Origin of the sequence: Alicyclobacillus vulcanalis (assembly GCF_900156755.1) — a bacterium.
In the GTDB taxonomy this organism is placed as follows: Bacteria; Bacillota; Bacilli; order Alicyclobacillales; family Alicyclobacillaceae; genus Alicyclobacillus; species Alicyclobacillus vulcanalis.
In genome coordinates this window covers 40,794-58,401 of record NZ_FTOO01000007.1, presented here as the reverse complement: position 1 = coordinate 58,401, position 17,608 = coordinate 40,794, and the positions used below count along the sequence as shown (strand labels likewise).

13 protein-coding genes and 1 other RNA gene are annotated in these 17,608 nt (G+C 63.9%); 3 read left to right on the top strand and 11 right to left on the bottom strand.

Translation table 11 applies throughout. The annotated features are described in order from the left end of the window. The first annotated feature begins 25 nt into the window (after positions 1–25). Positions 26–907: a LysR family transcriptional regulator gene (locus tag BW934_RS09155; protein ID WP_076347345.1), complete on the top strand. Its 882-nt coding sequence runs from the start codon at positions 26–28 to the stop codon at positions 905–907. 102 nt (positions 908–1,009) lie between these two features. On the opposite strand, the gene ssrA is transcribed toward BW934_RS09155, so the two are convergent. The 9 genes from ssrA to BW934_RS09110 form a co-directional block, all read right to left on the bottom strand. Next, positions 1,010–1,380, bottom strand: a transfer-messenger RNA (tmRNA) gene (ssrA, locus tag BW934_RS09150). A 142-nt stretch (positions 1,381–1,522) separates the two neighbouring features. Then, positions 1,523–1,996, bottom strand: a complete 474-nt coding sequence (smpB, locus tag BW934_RS09145; RefSeq protein WP_076347343.1) for an SsrA-binding protein SmpB — start codon at positions 1,994–1,996, stop codon at positions 1,523–1,525. A gap of 79 nt (positions 1,997–2,075) precedes the next feature. Then, positions 2,076–4,754 (bottom strand): ribonuclease R, encoded by a 2,679-nt coding sequence (rnr, locus tag BW934_RS09140; protein ID WP_407639959.1) that lies wholly within the window; start codon positions 4,752–4,754, stop codon positions 2,076–2,078. A gap of 163 nt (positions 4,755–4,917) precedes the next feature. Next, a complete protein-coding gene (locus tag BW934_RS09135; protein ID WP_084182555.1) occupies positions 4,918–6,111 on the bottom strand; it encodes an MFS transporter in 1,194 nt (397 codons plus the stop codon). Between the two features lie 139 nt (positions 6,112–6,250). Beyond that, positions 6,251–6,493: a preprotein translocase subunit SecG gene (gene secG / locus BW934_RS09130; RefSeq protein WP_014463578.1), complete on the bottom strand. Its 243-nt coding sequence runs from the start codon at positions 6,491–6,493 to the stop codon at positions 6,251–6,253. 50 nt (positions 6,494–6,543) lie between these two features. Beyond that, positions 6,544–7,824, bottom strand: coding sequence for a phosphopyruvate hydratase (gene eno / locus BW934_RS09125; protein ID WP_076347337.1), 1,281 nt, complete (start codon positions 7,822–7,824; stop codon positions 6,544–6,546). Between the two features lie 23 nt (positions 7,825–7,847). Beyond that, the gene (gene gpmI / locus BW934_RS09120; RefSeq protein WP_076347335.1) at positions 7,848–9,413 is read right to left on the bottom strand and encodes a 2,3-bisphosphoglycerate-independent phosphoglycerate mutase; all 1,566 of its coding nucleotides are present in this window, start codon (positions 9,411–9,413) and stop codon (positions 7,848–7,850) included. Next, entirely contained in the window at positions 9,410–10,180 is a 771-nt protein-coding gene (gene tpiA / locus BW934_RS09115; RefSeq protein ID WP_076347333.1) for a triose-phosphate isomerase, read from the bottom strand. Before tpiA ends, gpmI begins: the two co-directional genes overlap by 4 nt. 12 nt (positions 10,181–10,192) lie before the next feature. Further along, entirely contained in the window at positions 10,193–11,380 is a 1,188-nt protein-coding gene (locus tag BW934_RS09110; protein WP_076347331.1) for a phosphoglycerate kinase, read from the bottom strand. A 138-nt stretch (positions 11,381–11,518) separates the two neighbouring features. On the opposite strand from BW934_RS09110, the gene BW934_RS09105 reads away from it, so the two are divergent. Together BW934_RS09105 and BW934_RS09100 are read left to right on the top strand one after the other, a co-directional pair. Continuing rightward, the gene (locus BW934_RS09105) at positions 11,519–12,331 is read left to right on the top strand and encodes a pyrroline-5-carboxylate reductase dimerization domain-containing protein (RefSeq protein WP_076347329.1); all 813 of its coding nucleotides are present in this window, start codon (positions 11,519–11,521) and stop codon (positions 12,329–12,331) included. 218 nt (positions 12,332–12,549) lie between these two features. Then, a complete protein-coding gene (locus tag BW934_RS09100; protein ID WP_076347327.1) occupies positions 12,550–13,812 on the top strand; it encodes a sensor histidine kinase in 1,263 nt (420 codons plus the stop codon). Here BW934_RS09100 and pepF read toward each other — a convergent pair whose 3' ends face one another. After that, a complete protein-coding gene (pepF, locus tag BW934_RS09095) occupies positions 13,813–15,642 on the bottom strand; it encodes an oligoendopeptidase F (RefSeq protein WP_076347325.1) in 1,830 nt (609 codons plus the stop codon). A gap of 4 nt (positions 15,643–15,646) precedes the next feature. Continuing rightward, entirely contained in the window at positions 15,647–17,395 is a 1,749-nt protein-coding gene (locus BW934_RS09090; protein ID WP_076347323.1) for a pyrimidine-nucleoside phosphorylase, read from the bottom strand. Between the last annotated feature and the right edge of the window lie 213 nt (positions 17,396–17,608).

The following is a 17,608-nucleotide window of genomic DNA, read 5'->3' as shown; positions in this document are numbered from 1 at the left end:
GTTGTATGCATAGGAGGGGAGGCTCATGGATCTCCGGTTGTTTAAGTACTTTGTACGGGTTGCCGAACTGCAAAGTTTTACAAAGGCTGCCGAGGACCTGGGCGTTACACAGCCGACCCTCAGTAAGCAGATTCAAATGCTAGAGGAGTATGTGGGTGTAGCACTTTTCACGCGGTCTAGTCGGTCAGTGCGACTCACTCCAGCGGGAGACAGAATGCTCGAGCATGCGAAGCAAATTCTAGGCTATGTCGAAAGTGCTATTGAAGACGTACGGCTGGCTGATGTGCATGATAAGGGTACACTGCGCGTAGGATGTTCTGGTAACCACATACTGGTTCAAGTCCTCGCCGTCTACAGTTCGCAACATCCTAATGTGGAGGTCCTCGTTTACGATCAGCGCTCTCAACAGACGATAGAAGGAGTGCTTTCTGGAAGCCTTGATATAGGAGTCATCTTTTATACGCATGAAGATAGTCGCCTTGAATTCAGACCACTTTTTGAAGAGGAATTTTACGTCGTGGTCCGACAAGATTCACCTATCGTTGAATGCGAATCACTGTCTGTCTTCGACCTTCCGGAGTTACCATTAGTACTTTTCCCAAGTCATTTCTTAATTCGGAGGTTCATAGACGAATTCTGTGCGGCCTACGGAGTAACGCTGCATCCCAAGCTTCAACTCTCTAGCCTGGAATCGCAACGCGAACTACTTGAACACGGAAACGTTGCCACCATATTGACTAAATCTTATCTAAATCTAATCAATGATCCCAGTCTAAGGGCCATACGCGTGAAAGAAGGACATCCGCGCAGGTGGGTTGCATTAGTTCACCCAAAAAACGCTCAACTGACCTATATACAGAGGGATTTTATTGAGCTGGCTTTGAAAACTCTTCGATCACCGCAGTGAAATCCCATAATTCAGACTCGCATGAAAAATGCATTCGCCGGCCCGCCTCGGATCATGTGGAGCCGGCGAATGCATCAGCAACTTGCGAGTTCGGGTTATGCATGGTGGAGGCGACGGGAATCGAACCCGCGTCCGAAGACCTCGCCACATGTACATCTACGGGCGTAGATCGTCTACTGAAGTCCCTGTGACCCGCGGACGATCACGCTGGTTCACAGGCAAGTTCGCTTATATCTCGCGGCGTCCCCGCGAACGAAGGACGTCGCCAGCCTGCTCAGATGACGTTACGCGATGCGCACAGGCAACGCATTGCGCAACGGTCCCGCTGGATTAAGCAGCGAGAGCGAGCTTGTTTTGAGTGGTAAAGCGATTCGCTTTGCCAGTTAAATTTAGACCTGCGTGCATAACGTGGTCGCAGCCCCACGGCCCGCCGTACATGCTCGAACAGTCCCCGTCGAATCCAAAACGCCCCCGCGTTTTGGTGACAGCCGTTCGGCATGCCTCAAGCGAATCGCACTCATTTTCAACGACACTCCATCATTATACTCGGTTCCTCAAACGCGTCAACCGGTTTCCATCACATCCCAGACCACGCGTTCGTCGGCTGCGCCTGCGCTATTCGCCCCTCGTGCGCGCCCTGAGCGCCCGCTGAATCTCGCGATTCGCATCGCGCTCCTTCGCGGCTTCGCGCTTGTCGTACAGCTTCTTGCCCTTCGCGAGCGCCAGCTCGACCTTCGCCCAGCCGTCCTTGATGTAGATCTTCGTCGGGACCAGCGTCACGCCGCGCTGCCGAACGGAACCGTACAGATGGCTGATTTCCTTCTTGTGCAGGAGGCACTTGCGCGGACGAAGCGGATCGTGATTGAATCGATTGCCCTGCTCGTAGGGCGCGATGTGCATGTTGTAGATAAACACCTCTCCGTCGTCCACGCGCGCGTACGCATCGCGCAAGCTCACGGAACCTTTGCGAATGGACTTGATCTCCGTGCCCGTGAGCACCAGCCCCGCCTCGTACGTCTCCTCAATGAAATAGTCGTGATACGCCTTGCGGTTTTGCGCAATCACTCGAATGCCTTCCGATCTCGCCATCCTTCGTCACTCCGATGTGTACAGGGCGCGATGGCGCGCCGGCGAGTGAGCTTACGCCGTTGCCGGTGCGGCGTACGGCTCACCGCTTCCGCTTGCGCGCATCGCGCTTACTCGATTTTCCTGACTGCGACGTCCGCTTCGCGCCGGTCCTCTCGCCTTGGCGAGAGGCTTTGCCCCTGCGCCTGCCCGTCGTCGCGCGTTCCTCGGACTCCCACGTCGGCCACGTGCGATAGCCGCCGCGGCGCGTGGAAGCTGGTTCCGAGCGATCTCCAGCCGCTCGTTGGGGCTTCGCCCCGTTCGGCTGACCCGAAGCGCGATCATGCCGCGCCCGCTTCCCACGCCGGTCTCTCGGATCGGGATACTCTTCATCCCAGGCATCGTACGGCAACTCATGGGCCAATAGGTCTGCCGGGCGCGCGGAACGCTCCTCCTCGCCGTCGTCCCAATCGGACGCGCGCACGCCCGCGCGTCCGTGCGCCTTCGCACGCCGGCCTGCGCGCTCGCGGGTGTCGCTGCGATCCCGCCGTCCGCCGCCACGGGCCGAAGCTTCTTTGCGGCGCTTCTCAGACTCTCGGCGCGCCTTCGGCGTCAGATCCTCATCATACACGATGGCGCCCGGTCCTTCACCGCCGACGTAGGTGGCTTCTCGCAGGTGCTCGACGAGGCCAAAGTCGATGCGCAAGTCCTCCTTCACGGCGCGGATGACCACCACGCGGACGGGATCGCCGATGCGAAACACCCGGCGCGTTCGCTCGCCAATGAGCGCCATTTGCCGCTCGTTCAGCACGTAGTAGTCGTCGGCGAGCTCGCTGATGTGGATGAGCCCTTCGACGCCGTTCTCGAGCTGCACAAACAGGCCGAAGGGGACGACCCCGGAGATGATGCCGTCAAATTCCTCATCGATGTGACCCTGCATATACTCGACCATCTTCAGCTGGTCGACTTCGCGCTCCGCTTCCTGGGCGATGCGCTCTCGCTCGCTCGAGTGGCGGCTCGCCTCCGCGACAAACTCGCGCAGCTTTTCTTCCCTCTGCGGGGAGAGCGTGCCTCGCGTCAAGACCTCGCGGATGATCCGGTGAATCGCGAGGTCCGGATAACGGCGAATGGGCGACGTGAAGTGCGTGTAATACTCCGCCGCAAGTCCGAAGTGGCCTGTGCACTCGGGGCGGTACTTCGCCTGCTGCATCGAGCGCAGCATCACCATGGAGATCATCCGCGCTTCGCGCTTACCCTCGACCTCGTTCAGGACTTCCTGGAGCGCCCTCGGGTGCACCTTGCCCCCAGCCGAGCCCTTCACGTGATAGCCAAAGTTGTGGAGGAACAGATTCAGGTGGATCATTTTGTCCGGGTCCGGATCGTCGTGCACGCGGTAAATGAACGGCACGCCGAGCCAGTGGAAGTGTTCGGCCACCGTCTCGTTGGCCGCGAGCATGAACTCCTCGATGATGCGCTCGGCGATGGAGCGCGGCCGCGGCTCAATCGACGTCGGTTCGCCGAGGTCATTCACGCGCACCTTGATTTCGTCGAAATCGAAATCGATCGCGCCGCGCCGCATGCGCTTTTCGCGCAAAATGAGCGCCAATTCGCGCATCAGCTCGAACATCGGCACAAGCGGGGCGTAACGCGCCCTCAGCGCTTCGTCGCCGTCCTCAAGGATCTGGCGCACATGGTTGTAGGTCATGCGCTCCGCCGTGCGGATGACGCTTGGCACGATTTCGTGCGAGACGACGCGCCCCTGACCATCGATTTCCATGATGCACGACATCGTCAGCCGATCGACCTTGGGGTTCAGCGAACAGATCTGATTGGACAGGCGCTGGGGCAACATGGGAATGACGCGGTCCACCAGATACACGCTGGTGCCGCGCCGAAAGGCCTCTCGGTCGAGCGCGCTCATCTCTTTCACGTAGTAACCGACGTCCGCGATGTGGACGCCGAGCTCGTAGTGGCCATTTTCCAGGCGCTTCACGTGCACCGCGTCGTCCAGGTCCTTCGCGTCGTCCCCGTCGATGGTCACAATGGCCTCGTCGCGAAAGTCCTTTCTCCGCGCGATCTCGTCGGGATCGATCTCGAGCGGGATGCGCTCGGCCTCTGCGAGCACGTCCTCGGGGAACGACTCGGGAAGGCGGTATTTTCGCACAATGGCCAAAATGTCGACGCCGGGCTCGTCCGGGTAGCCGAGGACCTCGACCACGCGGCCGACGGGGCCGTGGGTGGCCGTGGGGTACGACGTCAGCTCCACGACGACGACTTGGCCGTCATGTGCGCCGCCCACGCCATCCATGGGCACAAACACGTCTTCCGGGAACCGCTTGTCCAGCGGCGTGACGAACGCGTGCTGGGCGTAGAGCGCAATTTGACCGACGATTCGGTCGTTGCCGCGCTCAAGGATTTTCACGATCTCGCCCTCGCGGTGGGCGTGCGCGCCCTTGCCGCCGCGGTCTTCGCGCAGTCGAACGAGCACGCGATCTCCGCTCATCGCGCCGTTCAGCGCCGATTGCGGGATGTAGATGTCGGCCTCCATTTGGTCCTCGGGGACCACGAAGCCGTAGCCGCGCGCCTTTAACTGAAGCCTCCCGGCAATAAAGTTCATTTGCTCCGGCAGCGCGTACCGGTTATTTTTGGTGCGGACGAGGTCTCCCGCGTCCTCCAACTCATTCAATAGGCGCACAAACGCGCGGAAGTCCGCCGCGCTTGTGACGCCAAGCTGGTCACACAACTCCTGGACCGTGCTCGGCTTATACGCCTCCGAACGCATGTATTCAAGCAGTCGCTCTCTCCACAAGAAGGCTTCACTCCATCGTTCTTCCACCGAGTGCACCGGATGGGCCCGCGTGCGTTGCTACTAGTATGAACCCAAACGGTCGAGATCGCCACAAAAGGAAGAAGAAATTTGCGCCGCGGGGCGGTGCATCGGTGGTTCAGACCCACGTCTTCGCCCGTCGTTTGTGGAGAAAGAGGGAACACACGACGAGCAAGATGGCGAGGGCGACGAGCATCCAGAACGATCCGGCGAAGTTGCCCGTGGCGTCCTTGATGGCTCCGGCCAGGATGGGGACGACCCCGGAGATGATGTAGCCGCCGCACTGCATCATGGCCGTCCACCGGCTCGCGTCCTCGCCGTTCGTGGTCTCGTCGAGCGGCAGAATGAGCAGGATGGGAAAGAGCCCGCCCAGGCCTACGCCGAGCAGCGCGTCCGCCAGCCAGGCGCTCCACGCGCCAAGCGGCAGCGCGCAGACGATGAGGCCTGCCGCGGTGAACGACGCGCATGCCACGAGCCATGGCGCCCGGTTTTGCGCCCGGCTCATCGCCATGGGCAAGACGAGGCTCGCGAACATCTGAATGAGCGCAAACACGGTGAGGACCACGCCTGCGCCACTCGCGGAGTAGCCCGTCTCCTCGGCGCGGGGCGCGAGCCACGTGGTGGTTGAGTAGTAGATGCCGGACTGCAGCCCGAATGCAGCGAGCAAGAGCCATGCACGGCCGGATCGCCAGGGCGAAACCGATCCCGCGCCCTGGCCGGCGCCCGGTGGTTGTTCTGGCGCTTCGCCCGCGCGCGGCGCACGGCGGAGGATGGGCAGCCAAGCCGCGAGCCCCAACACCGCGAGCGCCGTCCATGCGCCGAGCGACGCCTGCCAGGCGCCAAACGCCTGCGCAAGGGGAATGGAAAGCGCGGCGCTGGCGAGGGCGCCGAGGCCGATCCCGACGGAGTACAGGCCGATCACGCTCGGCGCGCGATCGCCAAAATGATGCTTGATGAAGCCCGAAAGAAGCGGTCCGCAGACCGCGATGCCCACGCCCGCCGCAAATGCGGAGACGAGCAAGAGCCAGGAGGCATGCGCGAAGAACCGCACAAGCGTCGCCGCGCCGACGAGGGCCACGCACGCGAGAATCGCGCGATTCATGCCGAGCCTGGACGCGACGGCGCCGGTCAGCGGCGCGAAGATGCCCATGCAAAACACGGGAATGGAGGTGAGCAGGCTGACCTCGGCCGCGTTCATGTGGAGCGCGTGCTGAATGGTCAGCACGAGCGGTCCAATGGACGTGATGGGCGGCCGGAGATCGAGCGACACCACGAACACCGCCAGCGCCAACAGCCAAAGCGCCTTCCCCATGCGCATACCCTCCCATCTCATGAAGCGCAAAAAAGAGCCCTTCTGCGCTGTGTAGGGACCGCAGAAGAGCACCGCACAAACCGTGGCCTGGGCGCGCCGCGGAGTGCCAAACGTCTCGCACCCCGCAAACGCGCCGTGGTCAGTGCACGTTGTAATGGTACATCACCGCGATGAGCCCGGTCACCAAAAAGAGCAGGATGGCGAGCACCACGGTCACGCGAGCCAGGAGCGAATCCATCCCCTTCGGGCGGCGGTTCGAAAACTGGTTGGCACCGCCCGTGATGACGCCCGACAGGCCCGCGCTTCTCCCCGACTGGAGCAGGATGACAAGCACGAGCAAGGCACAGAGCGCCACGAGGGCAATCTTGGCCGCCAGCATCATGGTCTTGTCACCTCCGCTCCCCAAATCCCAAACTTAGTCTAGCACGGCTGTCAACCTTGCACAAACGCGCCGCGCCCGGCGTACGCCGCGGCCTGGCCCAGCTCTTCCTCGATGCGCAGCAGCTGATTGTACTTCGCCACGCGATCCGTCCGGCTCGGCGCGCCCGTCTTGATCTGGCCCGTGTTCAGGGCGACCGCGATGTCGGCGATGGTCGTGTCCTCGCTCTCGCCGGAACGGTGCGAGATGATCGCGGTGTAGCGGTTTTTCTTCGCAAGTTCCACCGCGGCGAACGTCTCGGTCAGCGTGCCAATTTGGTTGACCTTCACGAGAATCGAGTTGCCGACGCCGCGCTCGATGCCCTGGCTCAGCCGCTCCACGTTGGTCACAAACAAGTCGTCGCCCACGAGTTGCACCTTACCGCCGAGCGCCGACGTGAGGCTCTTCCACCCGTCCCAGTCGTCCTCCGCGAGCCCATCCTCGATGGACAGGATGGGATACTTCGCGAGCAGTCCTTCGTAGTAATGGATGAGTTCGTCGGCCGATCGCGTCACGCCCTCGCCCTCGAAATGGTACTGGCCGTCCTTGTACAACTCGGTCGAGGCGATGTCGAGCGCGATGGACGCCTGTTCGCCCGGCTTGTACCCCGCCTTCTCGATGGCCTCCACGATGACCTGAATCGCTTCCTCGTTCGTCTTGAGGTTCGGCGCAAATCCGCCCTCGTCGCCGACCGTCGTCGAGAGCCCCTTGTCCGCGAGCACCTTCTTCAGGCTATGGAAGATCTCCGCCCCCATGCGCAGCGCCTCGCGAAACGTCGGCGCGCCGTGCGGGACCACCATGAACTCCTGGATGTCCACGGTGTTGTCCGCGTGCTTGCCGCCGTTCAGGATGTTCATCATCGGCGTCGGCAAGGTGTGCGCGTACGTGCCGCCCAGATAGCGATAAAGCGGCAGGCCCACCTCCTGCGCCGCGGCCTTCGCCACCGCGATGGACACGGCGAGAATGGCGTTCGCTCCGAGCTTGCCCTTGTTCGGCGTGCCGTCAAGCGAAAGGAGCAGGTGGTCGATCGCGATCTGATCGAGCGCGTCCTCGCCGATGATCTCCGGCGTGATGATTTCGTTCACGTTTTTGACGGCCTTCAGCACGCCCTTGCCCTGATAGCGCTCCTTGTCGCCGTCGCGCAGCTCCACGGCCTCGTGCGCGCCGGTCGATGCGCCGGACGGCACGATGGCGCGGCCCTTCGCGCCAGACTCGAGTTCCACCTCCACCTCGACCGTGGGATTGCCGCGGGAATCGAGCACCTCTCGCGCGTGTACGTCAAAGATCTCGGACATCGCCATCTCTCCTTCTCGTGAGTTCAGTGTTCAATCAAGGTCTTGCCCGTCATGGCCGCAGGCTGCTTCACCCCGAGCAAATCGAGCAGGGTCGGGGCGAGATCGGCCAACACGCCGCCCTCGCGCAGCTTCAGGCCAGGCACCGTGACGATGCACGGCACTGGATTCGTCGTGTGCGTGGTGCAAACCTCTCCCGTGTCGGGGTAGATCATCATGTCGGCGTTGCCGTGATCGGCCGTGATGATGGCGACGCCATCCATCTCCTGAATCGCGTCCATCACCGTCTTCAGGCACTCGTCGACCGCCTCGCACGCCTTGATGGCCGCCTCAAGCGAGCCTGTGTGGCCCACCATGTCTGGATTCGCGAAGTTCAGGATCATCGTGTCGATCTCGCCCGACCGAATGCGCTTGGCCGCCGCGTCCGCCACCTCGTACGCGCTCATCTCGGGCTTCAGGTCGTACGTGGCCACCTTCGGCGACGGGATGAGCACCCGCTCTTCGCCCGGGAACGGTTCCTCGCGGCCGCCGGAGAAGAAGAACGTCACGTGCGGGAACTTCTCCGTCTCCGCAATCCGCAGCTGGGTCAGGCCCGCCTTCGACACGACCTCGCCATAGGTTTCACGCGGAAAATCCGGCGGATACGCGATTTCGCTCTTCACGTCATCGCTGTACTTCGTCATCGAGACGAAGTGGATCTTCGGCGGGTTGGGGCCGCGATCGAAGCCGGTGAAGGACGGATCGGTCAGCGCGAGCGACAGTTGAATGGCCCGATCCGGCCGGAAGTTGAAGAAAATCAAGCTGTCCCCGTCTTCCACCGTGGCGAGCGGCTTGCCTTCGCCGTCGACGTGGACGATGGGCTTGACAAACTCGTCGGTCACATCCGCATCATAGCTCGCCCGCACGGCGGCCAAAACGTCGTGGGTGCGCTGCCCCTCGCCGTGCACCATGGCGTCGTACGCCTGCTTGACCCGCTCCCAGCGCTTGTCGCGGTCCATGGCGTAATAGCGGCCCATCACGGTGGCGATCACGCCCGTTTGAAGGTCGTCCATCAACTTCTGCAGATCCGCGAGGTATCCCACGCCCGTCGTCGGCGGCGTGTCGCGCCCGTCGAGAAACGCGTGCACGGCGACGCGTGGAACCTTGCGGCCCGCCGCCATGCGCAAGAGCGCGAAGAGATGATCGATGTGGCTGTGCACGCCGCCGTCCGACACGAGCCCACAGATGTGCAGGGTCTTTTTCCGCCGCACGGCCAGATCCATCGCGCGGACCAACACGTCGTTTTGGAAGAAGTCACCCTCGCGGATGGCTTTGGTGATGCGGGTCAAATCCTGATACAGGACGCGACCTGCTCCGATGTTCGAATGGCCGACCTCCGAATTGCCGAACTGGCCATCCGGCAGGCCCACCGCTTCGCCCGAGGCCTGGAGCGTGGTGTGCGGATAGCTCTCCCAGTACCGATCGAAGTTCGGCGTCTTCGCGAGGTACACCGCGTTGCCCTCGTGATGCGGGCTCAGGCCGAAGCCGTCGAGGATGATCAGCGCCACGGGACCTCGGCCGTTGGGGCGCGGCTTCCGCTCGAACGCGCTCATGCGAGCACCTCCCTGATGGCCTCGGCCATCGCGACAAACGACCCCGGATCCAGGCTTGCACCGCCCACCAGCGCACCGTCGAGATCCGACTCGCGGACGAACGATGCCACGTTGTCCGGCTTCACGCTGCCGCCGTACAGGATGCGCAGGCTTGCCGCCGCATCCGCCGACCACGTCTCGGCCACCGCCGCTCGGATGGCTTGCGCCACCTCCTCCGCATCCTCCGGCATCGCCGTCTTGCCAGAACCGATGGCCCACACCGGTTCGTACGCGACGATGGCGCTCGCCACCTCGTCGTCGCTGAGGCCGTCAAGGCCCTGCAACACCTGGCCCGTCACCACCTCGCGCGTGACGCCGTCCTCCTTCTGCGACGAGTTCTCCCCGACGCACAGGACCGGCGTCATGCCATTCGCCACAATGGCCTTTACCTTTTGATTGATGAATTGATCCGACTCGCCGAACAGCATCCGGCGCTCTGAGTGTCCAGCCAGGACGTATTTCGTCCCGAACTCGGCAAGCATGCCCGGGGCGATCTCGCCCGTATAAGCACCTTCCTTTTCTGGAAACACATTCTGAGCGCCCAACCGCACCTGCGCCGGCAGCATCACGCGCAACACGTGCAGGCACGTGTACGGTGCACAAATGGCATACTCCACCCGGCTGTCCAGCTTCTGCGACTGCTGTCCCAGGGCCTCAGCAAACGCGCGGGCTTCGGCGACGGTCTTGTACATCTTCCAGTTGCCCATGAGAAGGGGCGTCCTCGCCATCCTCGAACCTCCTCACTTGTCTTCGATCACGGCCACGCCGGGCAACGTCCGGCCCTCCAGAAACTCCAGCGACGCACCGCCCCCTGTGGAGACATGCGTCATCCGGTCCGCCACACCCGCCTGCTCCACCGCGGCCACCGAATCCCCGCCGCCGACGATGGTGGTGGCGTCGGCCTCGGCCATGGCCTCCGCGATGGCAAACGTCCCCTTCGCGAACGCGGGCATCTCGAACACGCCCATCGGGCCGTTCCAGATGACCGTCTTCGCATGGAGGATTTCGCGGCGAAACGCTTCGACGCTCGCAGGTCCAATGTCGAGCGCCATCTCATCCGGCTGAAGCTCGCTCACGAGCCGCACCGCGTGCTCGGCGTCTGGTGCAAACGCCTTGGCCGCCACCACGTCCACGGGCAGAAGAATCCGCCGGTTGGATTGCTCGGCGAGATCGAGCAAGTGGCGCGCCGTCTCTTTCGCGTCTTCCTCGACGAGCGACTTCGCCATGTCGTGGCCCTCCACCGCCAGGAACGTGTTCGCCATGCCCCCGCCGATGATGAGCGCGTCCACCTTCGGAAGCAGGTTTTCAATCACCTTGATCTTATCCGACACCTTGGCGCCCCCGATGATCGCGACAAAAGGCCGCGCAGGGTTTGCGAGCGCCTCGCCCATGATGCGGACCTCTTTCTCCATCAGAAAGCCCGCCACGCACGGCAAATAGTCTGCGATCCCGGCCGTCGACGCGTGCGCCCTGTGTGCCGAGCCAAACGCGTCGTTCACAAAGACATCGCCGAGATCGGCGAGCTGGCGGGCGAAGGCGGGATCATTCTTCTCCTCGCCGGGGTAGAAGCGCACATTCTCGAGCAACAGAATGTCGCCGTCTGTGAGCGCGGAGACCGCCTGTTCAGCCTCCTCACCGACAGCCGCCGGGCAAAACGACACGCGCCTGCCGGGCAGAAGCGACGCCAGATGGTCCGCCACCGGCGCCAACGAGTACTTGGCCTGGGGCTCTCCCTTCGGCCGCCCAAGGTGACTCATGAGAATGACCTTCGCGCCGCGGTCCGACAGGTACGTGATGGTTGGCAACGCTGCACGGATGCGCGTGTCATCCGTAATGTGGCGCGCGTCGTCCATGGGCACGTTGAAATCCACGCGCACGAGCGCGCGTTTGCCCTGCCACGCGACGTCTTCCACCGTCTTTTTTGGCACAGACATCCTCCCCACATCGAAGCGTCTCTCTCGGGTGCGCATTCGCTTGTATTGTACCAGACGCTCCCGCCTGCGTCTAAAGGCATCGCGGATCACATATACATGGCAAGAGCGAGATCGCATCGGGGGTGGCCCATCATGACCATCGGCATTATCGGGACCGGACACATGGGCGGCATGCTCGCCGCCTTGCTCGCGGAGACCTCGGGCGAGCGCGTCTTGGTGTTCAACCGCACGCCGGAGAAGGCCGCCCTCGTGGCCAAGCGCCACGCCAACATCGCCGTCGCGCCCGACCTTCGCACCGTGGCCGAAGCGTGTGACGCCGTCGTCCTCTGCACGCGCGCGCCGGATGGAGAGGCGGTCATGCGGGAGATAGGTCCGCGGCTTGCGCCGGAGACCCTCCTGTTGACGACCATTTCCACGGTCGATCTCGCCGCGTGGCAGCGCCTGACCCGGGCGGTGCCGGTCAAGATGGTGCCGAGCCTCACCCAGTGGGCCAAGGCGGGCGTCATCCTCGTGGTCTATCCACGCGCCATCGACCCGAGAACCGGGGAGCGCATCCAGCGCCGCGTGGAGCAGCTCCTGACGCCGCTCGGAAAGCCGTATGCCGTCTCTGACCACGAGCTCCGCGTGGCGTCCGACCTGACGAGCTGTGGGCCCGCGTTTCTCGCGCGCCTTTACCTCGCGTGGGCGGAGGCAGCCTCGAAGACCGGTGCCCTCTCCCGCGAGGAAGCGGAGGAACTCATCCGCGAAACGGCGCTCGGGCTCGCCCGCCTGCTCGAGGCCGGTTTTTCATTCGACGAGGTGCTCGACGCCATCTGCGTCCCAGGCGGCGTGACGGAGGCTGGACTTGCCGCCCTGGCGAGCGCCGAAGCGATGTTCGCCGATCTTCATCGGCGCACGGCGCGGTTTGCAAGCGGCCACCCGCCGAGTCAGCCCACGCCTTCCTGAGCGGCGGGCGCTTCGCGCCCATCTGCGACGGCCGCCACGTCCCTCCCCCGCCGTCTCGAGGCATTCACCGCGCTCGACACTTTGCCTATCGAAATCTCGGAAGCTTTGTCGAAAAAGCGTGAACTGGAATTCACACCCTTGTGCCTGGTCTCCCGAGGTCGCATAATGGATACAAGTGTAGAAATTTGTTCGCAATGCCGTCAAAGGTGGTCGTCACATTGGGCTCTGCATTCGCATCCATCGCATCCAATGACAACGAGTCCACGAGAGCGAGCACGGCTTCGGGCGCGCCGACCGTAGCTCGCCTCAAGCCGGGTGCGCCAGCGTCCAGGCTCCAAGCGCGCGAAGCGTCCTTTTTCGAATTTTTGCGCGATCTCGCCGCCACGCACCCCGAACCCTCTCCCTTTCTCTGCATCGTGTTCGACGCCACGGACGCCGTGCTCACCACAGCGGCCCACGGCGAATGGCGCGACGACGAGACGGCTCGCTGTGTGGAAGCGGTCTCAGGGGAACTTCGCCGCGCGCCCTCGCCCGAACCGTGGGCGCCCGCGCGGCTGTGCGCAGGCCCGCCCCGCGTGACTCTCCGGCACGCAGGCGAGTGGTCGACAGCCTTTTTGAGACTTCCCGCGAGCATCGGACGCGCGTCCCAGCTCGCCGTGGCACAGCGCAGGTCCCAGGAGGACGCGCACGATCTCGCCCGGCTCGCGCTTCACCTTGCTCATGCCTCGGTGCAGGCGTGGACAAGCTGTGAACGCGCGTGGGCGCGAAGGAGCCAGGCCATCCTCCGGCGCATGCGAAACAAGCTGCAGGAATTCGAAAAGGTGTCCGCCCTCGCGCAGCTCTGTGCAGGCATTGCCCACGAAATTCGAAATCCACTCACCACCGCGCGCGGATTTCTCCAGCTGTTTGCCGAGCGCTGCGACGACAAGGACCGCGCTTACCTCGAACTGACCATCGGCGAATTGGACCGCATACGAGAATTGTTGGAAGACTTCATGGGGCTGTGCCGGCCCGAGCGCGAAGAGCGCGTCGAGATCGATGTGGCCGAGATCGCGCAGTCGGTGCACCGGTTCCTTCTCCCGGAGGCGAGCCTGTGCGACATCCGCCTGGACTTGCACTTGCCCGCGCAGCCGCTGATGGCGGCCGTGCGGCCTCAGCAGATCAAGCAGGTGCTCATCAACCTGGTGCAGAATGCGCTGCACGCCTGCCGCGGCCGGCCGAACGCAGCCGTCTCACTGCACCTCGAAGAGCGAGAGGGGCATGTGGTGGCGAAGGTGATGGACAACGGATGTGGGATCCAACACGTGGAGCGCATTTTTCGGCCGTTTTACACGACCAAGTCGACGGGCACGGGGCTCGGCCTGTTTGTTTGCAAGCACATCGTGGAGGCCCACGGTGGCTCGATTGCCATCCGCTCCCGCGTCGACGAAGGCACCACCGTCACCGTCGACCTCCCGAAGCGCGCAGCGCGGCGCGCCTAGTCAGCGCGCCGCCAAAAGTTCCCCGAGTTCCGCCGTCAACCGCGCGAAGCGCGTGAGCGCCTGGCGCACAGGCGCGTCGCTCGTCATGTCCACCCCCGCCGCGCGGAGAAGCTCTATCGACGTATTCGAGCTCCCAGACGACAGGAAGCGGAGGTACCGATCCACCGCCTCGCCTCCCTCGCCCCGAATCCTCTCGACGAGTGCAAGTGCCGCCGAAATGCCCGTCGCGTATTTGTACACGTAAAACGCGGAATAAAAATGCGGAATGCGCATCCAACCGTGCGCGATGTCGTCATCCACCGTCACCTCGGGCGCGTAATACGCCCGATTGAGATCGTAAAACACTTCGTCCAGCCAGTCCGCCGTGATGGCGCCGCCTTCCTCCACGCGCTCGTGCGTGCGCTTTTCGAATTCGGCATAGAGTGTCTGCGCAATGAGCGTCGTGCGAATGGTCTCCACCTGCCGGTTGAGCAGGTAAGCGCGCCGCAGCGGATCGTGTTCGCGCGCGAGCAGGTGGTCGTAGAGGATGGCCTCGTTGACGGTCGACGCGACTTCGGCGACGAAGATGGTGTAGTCGCTGTAGATGTAAGGCTGGGTTTTCCGCGAAAAGTAGCTGTGCATCGAGTGGCCGAGCTCGTGCGCCAGCGTGAACATGTCCTGGATGGAGTCCGTGTAGTTCAACAAGATGTACGGATGCGTGCCGTACGTGCCCCACGAGTAGCCGCCCGAGCGCTTCCCCTTGGTCTCATACACGTCCACCCACCGGCTGAACAGTCCCTCGCGCGCCGCGTTCGCGTACGTCTCGCCAAACACGCGCACCGCCTCGAGCACCGTCTCGCGCGCCTCAGCGTAAGGCACCTTCCAGTCGATCTCGGCGACGAGCGGCACGTACAAGTCCCACATGTGAAGCTCCGCAAGGCCGAGCGCCCGCTTGCGCAGCGCGAGATAGCTCTGAAGCTCAGAGATGGCCTCGCGCACCGCTTGGATCAGGTTTTCGTAGACGGAGCGCGGGATGCGATCGCCGTCGAGCGCGGCATCGAGCGCCGAAGGGTACTTGCGCACGCGCGCGTTGATGGCGTTTCGCTTGACGTTCGCCGCGTACAGCGCTGCCACCGTGTTGCGGTGCTTCTTGTAGGTGTCGTACACCGCGTGGAACGCCCGCTCGCGAACCCCGCGGTCCTGACGCTCCAAGAGCTCATGGTAGAGGGCGTGCGTCACCTGCACGTCCTCCCCGTTCTCGTCGCGAATCGACGGGAAGACCGTGTCGGCGTTGTTGTACATCTCGAAGATTTTGGACGGGGCGTACAGGACCTCGCTGAAATGAGCCAGGAGCTGCTCCTCTTCGGGCGTGAGGACGTGATCGCGCTCGCGCAGGGTCTCCTCGAGAAAGAAGCGGTACAGGCCAAGTCCGTCGACGGTCTCAAGCCATCCCTCGACCTTGTCGGGAGGGAGTTGGACCAATTCAGGGTAGAAGAACGACAACTGCGCCTGGACCTCTGAGGCTAGCCGCTGCGCCTCCGCAAACAGCACCTGCCGAGAGCTCTCGCTCGTGTCCTCATCGAGCTTCATTTTGGCGTAGACGATGAGCTTGGCAAGCACCTGGCCCAGCTCGTCGTGGGCCCGCAGCGCCTCCAGGAGGACCTCGCCGGAATCCTGCAGATGCCCGCGAAAGCGCTCGAATTGGTCGGCTAAGGTCCGGACGCGATCGGCGTCATGTCGCCACGCCGCTTCATCGGGATAGATGTCCTCGAGGTTCCAGCGAAACTCCGGATCGATGTCTTGTCGGGCCTTGCCGCGCACGTCGCGCGCCCAAATCACCTTCGATGCCATGGGCTCACGCCTCCTTGTCCTGGCCTTTGACGTTGGTCATCTGCGCCTCTGTGAACGCGCCCGGCAACAGGGCGCCCACGCTCGTCTCGATCACGTCCCCGCGCAGGTTGCCGAGGTACACCGGTGTGTCGGGCGGGCAAAACTCGGCCAACACCTGGCGACACGCGCCACACGGGGAGACCGGCTCCGGGCTGTCCGCAATCACGGCCACGGCCCGAATGTCGGGTCGCTCCCCGGGCAGGCCTTCCGCGATGGCGCGGAACACGGCCGACCGTTCCGCGCAGTTGGTCAGCCCATAGGAAGCATTTTCGACATTGGCGCCCGTGACCATGCGCCCGTCCGCGAGCTCCAGCGCCGCGCCGACGGCGAAGCCCGAGTACGGGACGTACGCCCTAGCTCGCGCCGTGCGCGCCGCCTCCAGCAAATTCGCGTAAGGCGCCGCGTCGCTCCGGTCGATGCGCGCGAGGATGACGGGCGGCGTCTCGACGGGATCGTCGGAAATCTCCACCACCGCCTCGAGCTCCTCGATGCAGCGGAGCGCGTCCTCCTCCGTGCGCGCGTGCACCGTGAAGATCGGGCGGTGCGTCTGGACGCGATCGCCCACCTTCGCGTGGACGACAATTCCGACGGACGGATCGATGGTATCGTCTTTCGCCGCGCGCCCGGCGCCCAATCGCATGGCCGCGAGGCCAAACGCGAGCGCGGGAAGCTTGGCGACAAATCCCGCCTTCTTCGGCAGGCACGGCTTCACCACCGGCGCCTGCGGCAGCCGCGACGGATCGTCCACCACGCGCGGGTCCCCGCCCTGCGCCGCAATCCACCGCCGCAGCGTCTCGAGCGCGCGCCCATCGGCGACCGACTGGCGCAGCTTCCGCCGCGCCTCTTCGCGCGTCGCCGCAACGCCCGCCAATACGGTCATCTCCTCCGCCAAAGCCAGCGCGATCTCGGCGAGATCAAACGGCCCCTCCCCAGCCAGCACGCGGATGGCCTCCGCCACCTCGAGGGCGTTGCCAATGGCCGAGCCGAGTGGCTGATCCATGTTGCTCAGCACCGCCACAGTCCGCCTGCCGGCCGCCTCGCCCAAGTGCACCATGAGCCGCGCCAGCCTGCGCGCGTCCGCGAGCGACTTCATGAACGCGCCGTCGCCGACCTTCACGTCCAGCACGATCGCGTCGGCGCCGCCCGCCAGCTTCTTGCTCATCACGGAACTCGCGATGAGCGGCAGAGACTCCACGGTCGCCGTGACATCGCGCAGCGCGTACAGTTTCTTGTCGGCCGGGGCGAGATCGGCCGTTTGCCCGCCGAGCGCGATGCCGATGCGCTCGACCTGCTCGACGAGCTCCTGGACGCCGAGATTGGTCCGAAAACCTGGGATGGACTCCAGCTTGTCGATGGTGCCGCCCGTGTGCCCAAGCCCCCTGCCGGACATCTTGATGACGGGGACGCCCACGGACGCCACGAGCGGCAGCACGACGAGCGTCGCCTTGTCCCCCACGCCGCCCGTGCTATGTTTGTCCACCTTGATCCCGGGAATGGCCGAGAGATCGAGTGTCTCCCCGGACTCCGCCAGAAGGCGCGTCAGGGCGAACGTCTCTTCGGCGGTCATGCCGCGCCAGACGACGGCCATGAGAAACGCGCTCATCTGATAGTCCGGCACGCGGCCGGCCACGTACCCCTCCACCAAGAACCGCAATTCGTCTGGCGTCAGCTCCTCCCCTCTGCGCTTTTTATCGATCACGTCCACCGCTCGCATGCCATGCCACCCTCTCGTGTCGAGCTCCTTCGCGTTCATGGTATCACACGCTCGCCCAGCGCGCGCGAGTCTCGCCCGGGCGCCCGCGAGCGCTCGCCCGAAGACGTCATGTTGGCGCAGCGGCAGCGGTGGCCCTGATCTGTCGGCACTCAGGCACCCGCGAGCGCCCGCCCGAAGACGTCATGTTGGCGTCTTTCGGTTCCCCTTCACGGA